At 48.3% G+C, this 14,291-nt stretch carries 14 protein-coding genes; 5 read left to right on the top strand and 9 right to left on the bottom strand.

What is annotated here, in order from left to right:
• Positions 1–32 precede the first annotated feature (32 nt).
• Together NG795_RS05335 and NG795_RS05330 are read left to right on the top strand one after the other, a co-directional pair.
• Positions 33–1,100 (top strand): class I SAM-dependent methyltransferase, encoded by a 1,068-nt coding sequence (locus NG795_RS05335; RefSeq protein WP_367287636.1) that lies wholly within the window; start codon positions 33–35, stop codon positions 1,098–1,100.
• Positions 1,101–1,365: 265 nt separating this feature from the next.
• Positions 1,366–1,842 carry a YbjN domain-containing protein gene (locus NG795_RS05330; RefSeq protein WP_367287635.1) on the top strand — a complete coding sequence of 159 codons (477 nt, stop codon included), beginning with the start codon at positions 1,366–1,368 and terminating at the stop codon, positions 1,840–1,842.
• 140 nt (positions 1,843–1,982) lie between these two features.
• Here the strand turns inward: NG795_RS05330 and NG795_RS05325 are convergent, their stop codons facing one another.
• Together NG795_RS05325 and NG795_RS05320 are read right to left on the bottom strand one after the other, a co-directional pair.
• Complete coding sequence (locus tag NG795_RS05325; protein ID WP_367287634.1) at positions 1,983–2,387, bottom strand: type II toxin-antitoxin system VapC family toxin; 405 nt, start codon at positions 2,385–2,387, stop codon at positions 1,983–1,985.
• Positions 2,387–2,611: a DUF2281 domain-containing protein gene (locus NG795_RS05320; protein ID WP_367287633.1), complete on the bottom strand. Its 225-nt coding sequence runs from the start codon at positions 2,609–2,611 to the stop codon at positions 2,387–2,389. The genes NG795_RS05325 and NG795_RS05320 overlap by 1 nt, the downstream gene beginning before the upstream one ends.
• A gap of 267 nt (positions 2,612–2,878) precedes the next feature.
• Between NG795_RS05320 and NG795_RS05315 the strand changes: the two genes are divergently transcribed.
• Entirely contained in the window at positions 2,879–3,688 is an 810-nt protein-coding gene (locus NG795_RS05315) for a lipoate--protein ligase family protein (RefSeq protein WP_367287632.1), read from the top strand.
• Between the two features lie 230 nt (positions 3,689–3,918).
• On the opposite strand, the gene NG795_RS05310 is transcribed toward NG795_RS05315, so the two are convergent.
• A complete protein-coding gene (locus tag NG795_RS05310; RefSeq protein ID WP_367287631.1) occupies positions 3,919–5,157 on the bottom strand; it encodes a site-2 protease family protein in 1,239 nt (412 codons plus the stop codon).
• A gap of 721 nt (positions 5,158–5,878) precedes the next feature.
• Positions 5,879–6,154, bottom strand: a complete 276-nt coding sequence (psaK, locus tag NG795_RS05305) for a photosystem I reaction center subunit PsaK (RefSeq protein ID WP_367287630.1) — start codon at positions 6,152–6,154, stop codon at positions 5,879–5,881.
• A 145-nt stretch (positions 6,155–6,299) separates the two neighbouring features.
• Here psaK and NG795_RS05300 point away from each other — a divergent pair, with 145 nt between their 5' ends.
• On the top strand, positions 6,300–6,959 hold the full coding sequence (locus NG795_RS05300; protein WP_367287629.1) for a phosphoribosylanthranilate isomerase: 660 nt from the start codon (positions 6,300–6,302) through the stop codon (positions 6,957–6,959).
• A gap of 32 nt (positions 6,960–6,991) precedes the next feature.
• On the opposite strand, the gene folE is transcribed toward NG795_RS05300, so the two are convergent.
• From folE to NG795_RS05275, 5 genes are all read right to left on the bottom strand, one after another.
• Positions 6,992–7,717 (bottom strand): GTP cyclohydrolase I FolE, encoded by a 726-nt coding sequence (gene folE / locus NG795_RS05295; protein WP_367287628.1) that lies wholly within the window; start codon positions 7,715–7,717, stop codon positions 6,992–6,994.
• Between the two features lie 1,201 nt (positions 7,718–8,918).
• Positions 8,919–9,899: an acetyl-CoA carboxylase carboxyl transferase subunit alpha gene (accA, locus tag NG795_RS05290; protein WP_367287627.1), complete on the bottom strand. Its 981-nt coding sequence runs from the start codon at positions 9,897–9,899 to the stop codon at positions 8,919–8,921.
• 213 nt (positions 9,900–10,112) lie between these two features.
• Positions 10,113–11,141 (bottom strand): long-chain acyl-[acyl-carrier-protein] reductase, encoded by a 1,029-nt coding sequence (locus NG795_RS05285; RefSeq protein WP_367287626.1) that lies wholly within the window; start codon positions 11,139–11,141, stop codon positions 10,113–10,115.
• 247 nt (positions 11,142–11,388) lie between these two features.
• A complete protein-coding gene (locus NG795_RS05280) occupies positions 11,389–12,087 on the bottom strand; it encodes an aldehyde oxygenase (deformylating) (protein WP_367287625.1) in 699 nt (232 codons plus the stop codon).
• Between the two features lie 245 nt (positions 12,088–12,332).
• On the bottom strand, positions 12,333–13,376 hold the full coding sequence (locus NG795_RS05275) for a hypothetical protein (protein ID WP_367287624.1): 1,044 nt from the start codon (positions 13,374–13,376) through the stop codon (positions 12,333–12,335).
• Positions 13,377–13,669: 293 nt separating this feature from the next.
• Here NG795_RS05275 and NG795_RS05270 point away from each other — a divergent pair, with 293 nt between their 5' ends.
• Entirely contained in the window at positions 13,670–14,110 is a 441-nt protein-coding gene (locus NG795_RS05270; RefSeq protein ID WP_367287623.1) for a peptidoglycan-binding domain-containing protein, read from the top strand.
• The last annotated feature ends 181 nt before the right edge of the window (positions 14,111–14,291 follow it).

Raw genomic sequence — 14,291 nt, 5'->3', positions numbered from 1 at the left:
AACATCATCGATCGCATTGATTTAGCCCTACCATGACGGATCTTCTCACTAAAGTAGCCTATCAAACGGTTCAAAACAGCAAAACCTATTTTAGTCTGGCTCATAAATCCATCAGCACCCAGTTACTCAAGACCTTCGCACCCCCGCGCGAATCTAAAACGAATCCCATCTCCCCCAAACTGTTAATGCTGATTCGGGAACGACTCGATCGCCTGATTGAAACGGACTGGAATGATGCAGAACGGGGTATCTATCCCACGGATCTGCTTTTTGATCATCCCTGGGAAGATTTTTTGCGGCAGTATCCGTTGCTCTGTTTAGATATGCCCACAGTCTGGAGCAGAGTCCAACAAAAAAGGAATCAGGAATTTGCCTCGGACATCGATACCACCGGCTATCCTGCCTATTACCTGCAAAACTTCCATCACCAAACCGATGGGTATTTAAGTGAAAATTCGGCGAACTTATATGATTTACAGGTAGAACTATTATTTAATGGGTCTGCCGATGCCATGCGTCGGAGAATTTTAGCGCCCTTAAAGCGATCGCTGAACGTTTGGAATGGCCTTCCTGAAAATCAACTCCGGATTTTAGATGTCGCCTGTGGCACTGGGCGCACTCTGAAATTCCTCCGAGGAATGCTCCCGAAAGCGGCTCTTTTTGGTATCGATTTATCCCCGGCTTATTTGCGAAAAGCGAATGAAATCCTGTCTCAAATTCCGGGAGAATTACCCCAACTCTCTCAGGCGAATGCAGAGGAACTACCCTATCGGGATAATTATTTTCAGGCGGTAAGTAGCGTTTTTCTATTCCATGAACTTCCGGCGAACACTCGCCAAACGGTTATTAATGAATGTTTTCGAGTGCTGCAACCCGGGGGAAGTTTGACCCTTTGTGATTCGATTCAAGTGAGTGATGCTCCTGAATTGAAGGGGGTTATGGAGAACTTTCCTCAGATGTTTCATGAACCTTACTACCGGCATTATATCCAGGATGATTTAGTGCAGCGGTTAGAAACAGCAGGGTTTACGGATATTCAAACGGAAACCCATTTCATGAGTAAATATTGGAGCGCCCGCAAACCTCACTTGAGTGAATAGGTGGGGCGACTTGAACGGGGCGATCGGCTTTTGTAATGGAGGCGATCGCCCCGTTTAAATCAGCCTCCACCCTATTTAAGCCTTGAAATTCGAGACGATAGGGTTTGTAACTCTTCGATTTTAAAGGGTCAGCGACTCAACTGTCCCTCCTAAAATTATCAATGCCAGCGCAATATCTCAGTCCCTGGAGAGTAGACAGAAATGGCATGGATACGCTATACAAGGTCTAGGAAAAACCCAACGATGCACCAGTAGGAACCTGATAATGACAACCGACTTAGAAACCCAATGCACTCCCATCCCTTCCACGGAAGAGTTATTAGAGCAGTCTTCCGAGACTAGCCTTGTAGAGGAACTTGAAACCGTCATTGGCAGTTTGGCTCAGGACCAAAAGGTGATGTTCGCACTCAACGAATCGGGTCATCTTTGGAAATTCAAATACGGCAGCGTTGAGGTGTTCGTACAACTGACGGGAACCAGTGATGAGGATACCTTAACGGTTTGGTCTTTTGTCCTCCAACTTCCCGCCAAAAATGAACCGGAGTTAATGAGGAAGTTATTGGAAATGAACTGGTTGAGCACTTATGAAGCCCACTTTGGCATTGTGGACGAACGAATCACGGTCCTCTGTAGCCGCACCGTCATGGACCTCAATCCCAGTGAAATTTCGCGCTGCGTCACCATCGTAGCTGCGATCGCTGATGAAAATGATGAAAAACTGCTGGCGGAATACGGACAATAGGTGTAGAGGGTCAGTTGTCATTTGTCATTTGTCATTGGTCGTTGGTCGTTGGGGGTTTGTTTGTCCCGAGTCTTCAACAATCCAAAGGACAAATGACCACCCCCCAATGACCAATGACAACTGACCATCGATTGTATGAATTACCAAATGGTCTGAATCGTCGTTAATGCCTGAATTTTCCGGTCACGGGTGACTAAGGGAAGATTTAAAGATAAAGCAGTGGCGGCAATAATCCGGTCTGGCATATCTGGCACTACATCTCGGGGAATCTGTCGTAGAGTTTGTGCTGTTATTAAATCCAGTGACGCTACTGCTAAACCCGTTTCCGAATCCGATAGAGCATTAATCAATTGCCCAAATGCCTCTTCAGGTAAGCGATACCTTTCTACTAGATAGCTTACTTCTACTATGGAAATTGCAGACACATAAATTGGATAATTTTCACCTAATGCATTATCTAAAGCATTTAGGGCAGATGGGGATAATAGAGCATTTTCACGCAAATACCAGATAATTGTATGAGTGTCGGCTACAACGGCTGTCATTAAATATCCTCCCGAGGAAAATTTCCCCACATTTCTTTTCGGGCTTGGGCAATATCTTCTTCTGTAATATCAACTTTTAAATCAGCCCACAATCCTTTGACGCTCTTCAACGGTCGTTTATGCGGGTTTTTTTGATGAAGAAATTCCGCAAAATCTAAGACTTCTTGCTGCTTGTCGGGGGTTAAGGTCCGCAACTTTTCTAAAACGGCCTGTTCTATATTCATGGGGTCAGTTCCTCCGCCATAGTTATCGCATAATGTTGATTCTTAGCTTCAATTAGTCTAACAAATGTTTGCCCCCTGATCCAATTCCCGATTCAGTGGGTTTCTAGGAGTGGTTCGTTGCCATAATAAAAGCCGTTAACCTTGCTCTTGGAATGAGTGAAATAAAGGGAGGTAAGATGTTGAGGTTGTCCCAATGAATATGAGGCTCAACTCTCCTATTTCTGTTTAGGCTCTTACCCCATCCAAAGCACCCTTCAATCTTTAATTATGCATAATCCCCTATGGCGGTTAATTCCACCGATTCAGGTGAACGGTTCCTTGCAGATGGCAGTGGATTTATGGTTACTAGACCAGTATGTTTCGGGGAATCATCCCCCGGTGTTGCGATTTTATACCTGGGAACCCGTGGCGATTTCTCTGGGTTACCATCAACGGCGATCGCCCCAACGATGGGAAAATCTAAGTTGGGACGGGATGCCAATTGAGTTGGTGCGGCGTCCGACTGGGGGTCGGGCGGTTTTGCATCAAGGGGATTTGACTTATATGGTGGTGATGTCGGATCCGGATGCGGGGGGAGGGACAGGGGCGAAACGCTCTGCGATGCCGGGATATGAGGCGATTTGTGAGTTTTTAATCGCAGGTTGGCGCAGTTTGGGGGTTGAATTACAGTATGGTCAGGCCCGACGGGGATACCATCAAACGGCGAATTGTTTCGCGACGGCAACGGGTGCGGATTTGGTGTTGCCGTCGGGGGAAAAGTTTATTGGCAGTGCTCAACTCCGACGCAATGGGGCGGTTTTGCAACAGGGTTCGATGCAGTTAAACCCGTCGCCGGAGTTGTTTTCTGAGGTTTTTGGGACGGAAGGGCGGGTGCATTCGGGGTTGCCGGTGCTGTCTTTGCCGTTGGAGGTGATCCGGGAACGGGCGATCGCCTCTTTGGTGGAGTCTGCTTCCCGTTGTTTCGGGGTGCAGTTGATTCCTCAACCTCTTTCGGAGCGTGAATGGGAGAAAATCAACTGCTTGGGTAACCCGAATTGGGTCTGTGGGGAAGACTCGCAGGAGGGTTCTGAACTTTGAACAGGGGAGAAGATAACGACTAAAGTCGTTACTACGAACATAAGAGAAGATAACGACTGAAGTCGTTACTACGAACCGGGGAGAGTTAACGACTGAAGTCGTTACTACGAACATAAGAGAAGATAACGACTGAAGTCGTTACTACGAACCTAAGAGAAGATAACGACTGAAGTCGTTACTACGAACAGGGGATGAGGGAGTTAGGTTTTGAGTTTGGATATGGGAGTGGCTCACTTTTTGAGATGGCGTATCTCTTTTTCTGTAAAGGAGTTGGCGGTTGCTTTGGCGATCGCAGCAATGCCAAATCCTGGGGGATAACTTCCCTCTTCTTTAATCTGCTGAATTTGTTCGTGCTGGATTGGCAGGTTCAATTTTTTCCCGACGGTGGCGACGATATCCCCGCGATCAATAATTCCGGAGACGGCACCGGCTGGGGAAAGCACAGTAATATAAGGTAAATTGTCAATTTCCATCCGATTAATGACCTCGACTAAGGTGCTATTTTCCTGGACGGTAATAATCTCAGACAGGGGATGTACAATTTCTAACAAGGTTTGAGTCTGCCACTGACTCCGTTCGATTGAGCGTAAATCTTCTAGGGAAATCATGCCTCGATAGCGGCCATCGGATGCGGCAAAATAGGCGGGATAACGCTGCTCGGTTTGCAGGTAGTCTGCGGCAAATTCATTTAAGGTCATTTTGGCATCAACAACCCGAAAGTGACGGGTCATGGCGTCCTGAGCTTGGAGTTGGAGTAGAGCCTGTTGTAAGGTGGCGAGGCGATCGTAGGCGTTGGCGTTGCGGACGGCAAACCACCCAATTAAGGCAATCCAAATCCCCCCCAAACTATTGGCGAGTAACAAGAGGGACAGTCCCAGGGCGATCGCAGTAAAACCGAGGGTTTTTCCCGCTTGGGCTGCCCAATGTACGGCTTTAAAGCGGTTTCCACTGATTTTCCAGATGATCGCTTTTAAAATTTGCCCGCCATCAAGGGGGAGTCCGGGAATCAGGTTAAATAATGCCAAGACGAGGTTAATCGCGGATAAATCCCGGGCGACGACGGCAACGGGTGAGGTCCCCGGGACGAGTCCACCGATGACTCCGAGGATGGCAAATAAGGTAAAACTCACCGCCGGTCCGGCGATCGCCACTTGAAAGGCTTCTTCTGGGGTCTTGGATTCCTGTTCGATGGCGGCTACACCCCCAAAAATAAATAGGGTAATCGAGTTGACCTTGATTCCTTGGGATTGAGCGACTAAACTGTGCCCGAGTTCATGGAGTAATACCGAAGCAAACAACAGGAGGGCTAACCCTAACCCAGTGGCCCAGGCGATCGCGGGTTCCCATTGTTGTTGTTCTGAATACTGCCCCGCATTTAATACCGTGACTAAAGAGAGGATAATCAACCATGAATAATCTATATAAAGCGGGATGCCAAATACCATCCCAATTCGCCAACCCGATTGCATAAAATTTTCCTTAATGTTTAGTGATGTTGTTTGCCTAGATCCGGCACATCGCGATCCAGCCACTCTGAGAACTCAATCCGGCTTTCTTCTATTCTACTAATTTTCAGGGCGCAACTGACTGGGAGGATGTGGGTACAGTGAAGGGGTTGCAGCGCAGAGGGTTGAAAAAATGGATGGCGCGACTCTTGTCTAATTTTTTGGAAAAGACAGGTGAGTTTTTAGGGAGATGAACGATAATTTTTTTTGAAGGAAAGCAGAAACCATCCCATAGCAGTTGTTTCCTGGAGTTCCAGAGATGTTAGGGGGGGTTGATTGCAGCGGAATGGAACCCTGAGTTTCCCTAACGAATTTTCAGTTGTATTTGATGAAGCTTGCTAGAGGCCAGTCTAAATCATGAGGAGCATAAAATTTATCTGGGGGAGCCTCTTGCTCCCTGATCGGAGTAGGGTGTAAGAGGCTCCCACTCCTTGACCAAATTAGCATTCTCCAATTCTTACCCGAGGCGCTATCAAGACGAAAATTTTCCCGGTGCGATCGCCTCACTCTAAATTGGATAAACAAGAGGGACGCCGTAGGACTGGTTACAGGTTTAGATCCAACGGATGACGATCGCCCCACAGGAACTCACTCAGGGAATCCCCGGGTTCACTCTGGGGCGATCGGTGAATTGGAGGCGGTTCTGGGTTGCACTGAGTCATCCCAGTTTTACGCTTCCATTTCCCTACAGAACACCCGCATTGCTTAAGCCTAAGATTAACCCGGTCCCTATAATGTGACCGAAACTGAGGGTTGCCAGCAGTTCAGGAAAACCAAATTTCTTTAAGAGGGGAGGCGTTCCCACGGGCAAACCTGGCCCTTTGCCTGGATTCTGGATGGCTCGGTAGCCAATGATGACGGCAAATAGATTAGCCAGGATCATCACCAGTCCAACCGTTGGAGACCAGTTTGAGGTCGGGGCTGAGTTCGAGGCAACTGCGAGTAAGGTTGTGTAAAGCAAGTTTGTATCTCCTTTGTGGATAAATCAGTTCAATGACTGGAATTATAAGAATTTATCGGCAAAAAAGAAAATTTTGTATTAATCCTTTACAAAAGCTTACACTTTTGAAACAAATTGTCATAATTTGCAGGAGCAGAATCGTAGGATGCGCGTTAAAATTTGCGGAATCACGAAACCCGCGCAGGGGGTGGCGATCGCTGATTTGGGGGCTACAGCCCTGGGTTTCATCTGTGTGCCGACTTCCCCGCGCTATGTGACGGATTTACAGATTCGGCAGGTGGTTCAGGCGATTGAAGGGATGCCCGTGGATCGCATTGGCGTGTTTGCCAATACTACAATTGAGATAATTAGTCAAACTGTTAAAGTAGGAGGATTAACCGGGGTGCAACTGCATGGCGGGGAATCTCTGGAATTTTGCGATCGCCTCCGCCAAGGGTTACCCGAAGCGGTGGAAATCCTCAAAGCTATCCGGGTCAAAACTACAACGGACTTGGATCAAGCCAAGGATTATCTCCCGGTGGTAGATACATTGCTGCTGGATGCTTACCATCCCGGATTGTTGGGGGGAACGGGGCAAACTTTGGACTGGAATCTGTTGCAACAGTTTAACCCCGGTTGCCCTTGGCTGTTAGCAGGGGGACTGACCCCGGAGAATATCCAAGAGGCGATCGCCCAAGTCAAACCCCCCGGTATCGACCTCTCCAGTGGAGTAGAGCGATCGCCGGGGGACAAGGACCTCGCCAGAGTTGCGGAGTTGTTCTTCAATCTCAAACTGTCCGGTAGTTACCTATCCCAATCCGCTTGACAACTCATCCGTCACCCTGTATAATCCTTTCTTTAAAAGAAAGAGGGTTGATGGCGAATCAGGTTGAGAAACTCTTCCCGAGTCTTTTGCTCTTCCTGGAATTGACCGACCATCGCACTGGTTACCGTCCAAGAACCGGGTTTTTGCACCCCCCGCATGACCATACACATATGAGTGGCTTCCATGACTACTGCCACCCCTTTCGGTTCTAAAATGCTTTGAATGGCTTCGGCAACCTGGCGGGTGAGGCGCTCTTGCACCTGGAGCCTGCGGCTGTACATCTCGACAATGCGGGCAAGTTTGCTCAATCCCACAACTTTTTGATTGGGGATGTAGGCAACATGGGCGCGGCCCATAAACGGCAGCATATGGTGTTCGCAGAGGCTGAAGAAATTGATGTCTCGCACCAATACCATCTCGTTATGCCCTTCGTCAAAGATGGCTCCATTCAACAACTCTTCTAAGGATTGATTGTAACCACTCGTCAGAAAACGCATGGCATCCGCTGCCCGTTTGGGGGTTTTGAGCAACCCTTCCCGTTCTGGATCTTCCCCAACCCCGAGGAGCACTTCGCGGAACGCATCCTTCATCAGATCGACGCTTTCTGCCGGGGGTTGATGGATGTTGGCTTGAGCACCATTTAAGGTATTGCGATCGGGCCTTGTCTCGATGCGGAGAGTTTTATCTGAGGTTTCGGCAGATTTGGTACCATTTCCAGTTTCGGGTAATTGGGATCCGTGGGAAGCAGCAATAGTCATAAAAGATGTATGAGAGTGAGAGAGGTTTACAGATACTTCAAGTCCAGACATTTACAGGATGGATGTCGTCGGACATAGCACCACAAACAGCCGAACTGTTGGCGGAGGCTGTATCTCGCGGCGTTGATCAAGGGTGAAAATCAATCCTCAAAGCGCCAGTGTTATCTCTAAGAAATTAACGTTTATGAGGAAAGACCTAGGGTCTGAGATGTCTGATGAAATGGCTCCATCCTCTTTGCTGGATTACGTCTTTCCGCTAGAAAAAAACCGATAACCGCATTTTTTCTTTCCGAGACGGAATGTGATCGATGGAATTTCGATCTCGAACTGCGATCGCTGTATCGGATTAATCTGGGAATTTCACCCCCTGGCTGGATATCAAGACGATAGCAGCCGGTTGAGTCCCTTGTTTCGTGACTCACTAGGTTGCCGAAATAGCCAATCGTCTTGGGATAATGAGAAATCAGATAGCTCAAGGGGAGCAAAAAGAGTGAAGTTAGCAAAGAAACCGGCTGAAATTTGGTGACTTAATTTCATTAGGGATAGAGAACCAACCCCAGGGTTGATCTCCATTTCTTGCTGAAAACTTGCCTAAGGGATTGCAGGAACGTCGGGATTGCCCGAACGTGGTATTTTCCTCGATCGCTTGGCGGGATTTATAGCTGGAATTTTCCCTGATTTTAGAGGGAAAGTTAAGGGCATTGTTTGCCCAGGTAGAAGTCGCAAGAAGCGGTGAGTCCGTCATCTTACATCTGGGGATGCACCGATGCGGTTAAGAGTCACCATGATTACCCCTGGGTTCGCCGAGGTTAAAGTTTTAGAAATCCGCCCGGGTATTCTACCCAGTGAGTAATGAATCATCGTGCAAGATAATTTGACTCAGAAAACTAACTAAACGTAAACTTTTGTTACTGATTTAAAGTATATCATCCAATGGGATGGTTTGTTTAGCACGCCCGAATTCTTTTTCACTGTCCAGTTCAGGATTAGCAACCCGGAATTTTGGGGCGATCGCGCCGGTTCATTGCTCGGGTCAGTGTAGCTGAAAAATTAACCAGGGACAAGGATTGACCCTAGTCCCTGGTCCATTACCTGAGTTCTATGGGGGGATTTTTTTGATCCATATAGAGTGAACTGATTGAGCCCGCTTAGAAAAACAAATGGTAAACTGGAGCCATCTTAACCCCGGAATAGAGCCAACTTAGGCAGGTACTTCGGCAAACACCCCAATCCGGCGAAATTTCTGATAGCGCAGTTCCCGGCGTTGCTGACTGGTTAAAGCCGACAATTCGTCTAAATTCTTTAATAACGCTTCCTTGAGACTGGAAGCGGCCTGAAGGGGATTGGAATGCGCGCCCCCCAAGGGTTCGGGCAGGATTTCGTCGAGAATCCCCAGGTTTTTTAAATCCCAGGAGGTAATTTTCAGGGCTTCAGCAGCCCGAGGAGCCTTGGATGCATCTTTCCAGAGAATCGCGGCACAAGCTTCAGGAGTGGCGACGGTGTACACTGCGTGTTCAAACATGAGGAGGCGATCGCCTACCCCAATCCCCAATGCACCACCAGAACCGCCCTCTCCAATCACCGTAGAAATAATCGGCACATCCAGACGGAACATTTCCCGCAGATTGTAGGCGATCGCCTCTCCCTGACCTTGATGTTCTGCCTCTACCCCCGCCCAAGCACCTGGGGTATCAATAAATGTAAAAATCGGCATCCCGAAGCGGTTCGCATGATCCATTAACCGCATCGCCTTGCGATAACCCCCAGGGGAAGCCATCCCAAAATTGCGCGTCACGTTATCTTTGGTATCCCGACCTTTTTGATGACCGAGAATGACCGCTGGAATGCCGCCAATCCGGGCCATGCCACCGACTAAAGCCGGGTCATCATATCCCCCGCGATCGCCGTGGAGTTCCATCCATTCATCGGTAATCGCTTGAATGTAATCTAATGTACTGGGCCTCCGGGGATGACGGGCTAACTGCAACCGCTGATACGGCGTTAAGGTGGAAAAAATTTCCTGGCGCAGTTGGTTAGCGCGCGCTTCCAACTGGCGAATTTCCTCCGAAACATCCACCCCATTTTCTTCGGCGAGTTCTCGGATTTGCTGAATACGCCCTTCCAGTTCCGCTAGGGGCTTTTCAAAATCTAAAAGGAAAGTTCTGCGTTCGGGAGTTGCCATAACAGGTGAAGAGTTAGAGAGATGGGGGAGATGGGGGAGATGGGGGAGATATGGAAGATGGGGGAGATGAGGGAGATATGGAAGATATGGGAGAGACGGGAGATGGGGGAGATGGGAACGACTGAAGTCGGGACATTGAACATCCTCCCTATCTTTCCCATCCTCCCTAGCTTCCCCATCCTCCCTATCTCCCCCATTTCCCCCAACTAGAGACTAACGAGGCTCAAGCAGCAGAGGTTGAAAGCCATGCTTAATCGACCATTCGCCGATCATTGCCATTTTCTGCACCGAAATTTGATTACGTCCCCAGGAGAAATTCGTATAGATTTTTTCAAATTCCAGGAGCATCGACTCGGCAAAGCAAGCAAAAAGCTGACGTGCGGGGACATCCATACTGACGATTTGCATAATTCGCCAATCGATATCTAGGGTATGTTCGACAATGCCGCCTTTAAGGACAGAAACCTCCGGGTGTTGAAACTGAGTCTCCAGGTTTTTGGGATACCCGCCATCAATGAGCAAACAAGGATGCTTTAAGGAATTGGCATCAATTTGCACCCCTTTGGGCATACTGGCCACCCAGACGACAATATCGGCTTGGGGGAGAGCTTCTTCCAAAGCCATAATTTTGCCGCGTCCTAAATCTTCTTGCAATAGCCGCAAGCGTTCGCGATCGCGGGCGATGAGCAGGAGTTCTGCAACATCCGTTCGACTGTTCAACCAGCGACAGACGGCACTCCCGATATCCCCCGTAGCCCCACAAACCGCCACGGTTGCTTTGGACAAGTTGATACCCAACTGTTTTGATGCCTGTTCTACCTGTTGACAGATAATATAGGCCGTGTGGGTGTTTCCGGTGGTAAAACGTTCAAACTCTAGCTTGATATTGCGAACTTGCTCAAATTGCTGCAAGTTAAAGTTTTCAAAGATAATTGAGGAAAAACCCCCAAGTGCCGTGATGTTAATGCCATGTTTTTGGGCGTGAGCCATCGCGTTAAGGATTTTGCGCGTTGCCGCCTTGATCCGCCGGGAGGCGAGCATCTCTGGCAGAAAGCAGGATTCCACATACCGTCCTTCAATAGTCTGGCCGGTGGCACTGGTAACAGTGATGTTATCGACTATCTGCGGTGGGGCGGAACACCAAAAATCCAACCCTTGATCGGCATATTCCGGGTAACCCAGATCTCTAGCAACAGACTGGGCGTGAGCCAAACTGGTAAGGTGACCGATGAGACCAAACATTAAGCGTTTTAGGGTAGCCTTTGAATCAGGCGCAGTAGGGTTAAAGGAAAAGATTCATTAAGAATATCTTTAAATGGTACACCAAGACGGTACGGGAGTCCCCGACCGAAGTTGATTCCCTGGGGTTCATGAGTCCCCGAAAGGAGGCGGTTGTACCGGATCAAGTCCAAAAAATAGCGATCGCCCCCGACTGAAGCCAAAACTGACGTTAGTGGAGGGCGATCGCCTAAAGGTTGAAGGGTTAAATTTAAGCTCCGGCTAGTCCATAAGCGGACATCCGCATAATGTCGCGAGTGGTAAATCCAATCGTGCTGAGGGCTTCACCGTAAGCAATCATAAAGTCTTCCACAAGGGCTTCTTTTTCCATTTCCAAGACCTTCGCATCGTCGGCTACCTGATTGAGCATTTTCCAGACGATGGGGAGGTTTTCGCGGTTGGCTTGCTCTAGTTCAGTTTTGGAGTCCTCATAATGAGCTTGCAGCCATTTTTCCCCAAAGTTGAGGTGGCTGTATTCGTCTTTAACGACGCCTTCGGTAATTTTCCGTGCAAAGGGGTCTGCTACGGGGATATAGATGTTGTAGGCAGAGATGGCAAAGCTTTCGATAATCAAGGCTTGAATCAACAAACAGGTGACGACTTTACCTTCGGCTGCTGCCTTTTGAAAATTTTGGTGCAACCCGGAAAAAAATTCTCGGGCAAACTCCATGTCAGGCTCTACCGCTAAATTCCGCCCACAGGCTTGGAACCCTTTCTTATGACGAAGCTCCATTTTCGCCAAGCCGAGCAATTCGTCTTTACAATCCGGCAGCATTTCAGCCAGTTTAATGTAGTTATCATTGGCTTCCTGTTCGCCTTCTATGACGATCGCATTAATTCGGCTGTAAGCGTCTTTGTAAGTGGGGCTTTGGAAGTCAAGGGTTGCGCTGGTGGCCTCAAGCTGGGGCATAGCTCTGTTTTCTCCTGATGATATGGTTGCTGACAATCTTAGAACTGACCTTATTATTTGAGTTAAGGTAAAGAATAGACGGGTTAACACCATTTAAAGGTCTTTTATTTTACTTTACCGTTCGTCATATAACTTTACCATTTTTTCAGGGAATCGCCAACGAGGACAGACTCTGCTGAGAATCTAGCCCCAAGGGCTACAAAACTGAGGGGATGGAGGTAAAGGGGCGATCGCCCCGGTTGGACCTACTCAGGCTGAGAATCACTCAGAATTTGCAAGCGAATGGTGCGATCGCCTTCATCTCCCAGGGGCACTTCAATCACTTGACCGGCTAATCGGTCCAAACAAGTCAACAGCATTCGCAAATGGGGGGTACTTGCACCTGTATCGACATAGAGGCGATCGGTCAAACTGCCCAAACGCCGCCAGGTCGTATAAAGTTTAGCCACGGTTTGTTCAATTTGGGACGCTTGTTTGACCAAATCTGCTGCGGTATTCAGACAACCCATGCGCAGTGCTTCTTCTAAAGCCATTTCTACATCGATGGAACTGGCGGCGATCGCCTGAACCTGCGCCGCTGCATCTAAATATTTCGACAAACTCCGCGCATCGGAAGTCAGTTGTTTGACGGTATCCACATCCGGATTGATTGCCGCTTCCTCGCGAATCGAAACCTGGTGGGAGGGAGGCAGTTTCTCCATTTCCCGGACCAATGGCGCGAGATAACGGGGAGGCAGGGAACCGGCAGTGGCTTTTTCTTTTACCTCTTCCGGCAGCAATTCCGACGTCATGGCGGTCCATTCGTCCGAGAGTTGGCGCACTTCCCTGCGGGTGATGCGATCGCCATCTCGGGCTGCCTGAGTGACCATCTGCTGCACCTCGGGAGCAGATTTAGCCGTTTCCACAAAAGCCCGTTTGCTAAATTTATTAATGGTATCCGGGTCCAAATCCCCTTGACTTAAGAGGGTATCCGCACTATTTGCCAGTTCAATGAGGGAATAAGCCTGACTTTTGCTGATTTCCCGGTCCTTGAGCCAGTTGAGGAAGCCCCTGCCGCGTCCTTCCCCGCCAATTTTCTCGCGATCGCGCACTGCACTGAGGATCCGTCCGCGCCAAATATCCGTTTGCAAATCAAAATGGTCGCAGACTTTCCAGGCATTATCTACCTGATGCTCAAAATCAGGCTCTGAAATGTCCTCATCTTCCGGGTCCGGAAGGTTAAAATTCAGGTCCGTGATATTTTCTAAAACCGCAGCAAGTTCTTCCGGGGATTGGGGTCGTTCAGCCATTGACAGCAGCAAGTTTGTTGGGCGACAGCCGACTTATTATGGCATGAGTTGGCGCTACTCCATGCATTGTTTTGCCCGCAGAGGCCCCAGTAGGTCCTTGAGTTTAGGCCCTCGTCGAGAGCTTTGTCCCCGGGGCGATCGACATCCCCTCTCCACTCCCTCGGCTCAAGGATTAAGAAAACTTCAGAGTTGTTTAGGAAAATTTTATCAAATCTACCCCAATTTATCCATTACATTGACACCGGATTAGAAAAAAATTAAAATGATAGATAAATCATGATTTAGGTTAATATATGACCGTATTAAAAGCAGGCGATCGCGGAGACTCCGTGAAGTTTTTACAACAGAAATTGCAAACCCTGGAATTATTCTCGGGTCAGGTAGATGGAATTTTTGGACCCAAAACTGAGGCGGCGGTTAAAGCCTTTCAAAAAAACATGGGATTATCCGTCGACGGCATTGTAGGCAAAGAAACCTCGGATAATTTTGAAGGCGTCATGCGATCGCCTAAACCGGGACCTACCTTACGACTTGGTTCCAAAGGCGACGAAGTAAAATCCCTCCAAGAAACCTTAAAAAAAGTCGGCTACGACCCTGGAGCCATTGACGGTATCTTTGGACCCAAAACTGAATCGGCAGTTAAAGCCGTTCAGCAGAAAAATAAGATGGTAGTCGATGGAGTTGTCGGAACCTGGACTTGGCGTAAATTAGTCTTTTTAACCTTCTTATTTTAGAGGAAATTATCTCTATCTTCAAGAGAAATAATGACTTCAGTCGTTTCCGGCTTCCTCATTGAGGGGAAATAACGACTAAAGTCGTTACTACGAACAAAGATAAAAATTCTTAGTTTGTAGTAACGACTTCAGTCGTTTCCGGCTTCCTAATTGAGGGGAAATAACGACTAAAGTCGTTACT

This window comes from Laspinema palackyanum D2c, from assembly GCF_025370875.1.
GTDB classification, from domain to species: domain Bacteria; phylum Cyanobacteriota; class Cyanobacteriia; order Cyanobacteriales; family Laspinemataceae; genus Laspinema; species Laspinema palackyanum.
The sequence above is the reverse complement of the archived record's forward strand: the minus strand, read 5'-3'. Positions and strand labels throughout refer to the sequence as shown.

What these genes read in the sequence shown, in the direction of transcription:
- folE (WP_367287628.1), bottom strand. Translation starts at nt 7,717, where the DNA reads ATGACTATTGCTGCTTCCCACGGATCCCAATTACCCGAAACTGGAAAT.
- NG795_RS05270 (WP_367287623.1), top strand. Translation starts at nt 13,670, where the DNA reads ATGACCGTATTAAAAGCAGGCGATCGCGGAGACTCCGTGAAGTTTTTA.
- NG795_RS05335 (WP_367287636.1), top strand. Translation starts at nt 33, where the DNA reads ATGACGGATCTTCTCACTAAAGTAGCCTATCAAACGGTTCAAAACAGC.
- NG795_RS05275 (WP_367287624.1), bottom strand. Translation starts at nt 13,376, where the DNA reads ATGGCTGAACGACCCCAATCCCCGGAAGAACTTGCTGCGGTTTTAGAA.
- NG795_RS05330 (WP_367287635.1), top strand. Translation starts at nt 1,366, where the DNA reads ATGACAACCGACTTAGAAACCCAATGCACTCCCATCCCTTCCACGGAA.
- accA (WP_367287627.1), bottom strand. Translation starts at nt 9,899, where the DNA reads ATGGCAACTCCCGAACGCAGAACTTTCCTTTTAGATTTTGAAAAGCCC.
- NG795_RS05285 (WP_367287626.1), bottom strand. Translation starts at nt 11,141, where the DNA reads ATGTTTGGTCTCATCGGTCACCTTACCAGTTTGGCTCACGCCCAGTCT.
- NG795_RS05310 (WP_367287631.1), bottom strand. Translation starts at nt 5,157, where the DNA reads ATGCAATCGGGTTGGCGAATTGGGATGGTATTTGGCATCCCGCTTTAT.
- NG795_RS05300 (WP_367287629.1), top strand. Translation starts at nt 6,300, where the DNA reads ATGCGCGTTAAAATTTGCGGAATCACGAAACCCGCGCAGGGGGTGGCG.
- NG795_RS05325 (WP_367287634.1), bottom strand. Translation starts at nt 2,387, where the DNA reads ATGACAGCCGTTGTAGCCGACACTCATACAATTATCTGGTATTTGCGT.
- NG795_RS05315 (WP_367287632.1), top strand. Translation starts at nt 2,879, where the DNA reads ATGCATAATCCCCTATGGCGGTTAATTCCACCGATTCAGGTGAACGGT.
- NG795_RS05280 (WP_367287625.1), bottom strand. Translation starts at nt 12,087, where the DNA reads ATGCCCCAGCTTGAGGCCACCAGCGCAACCCTTGACTTCCAAAGCCCC.
- NG795_RS05320 (WP_367287633.1), bottom strand. Translation starts at nt 2,611, where the DNA reads ATGAATATAGAACAGGCCGTTTTAGAAAAGTTGCGGACCTTAACCCCC.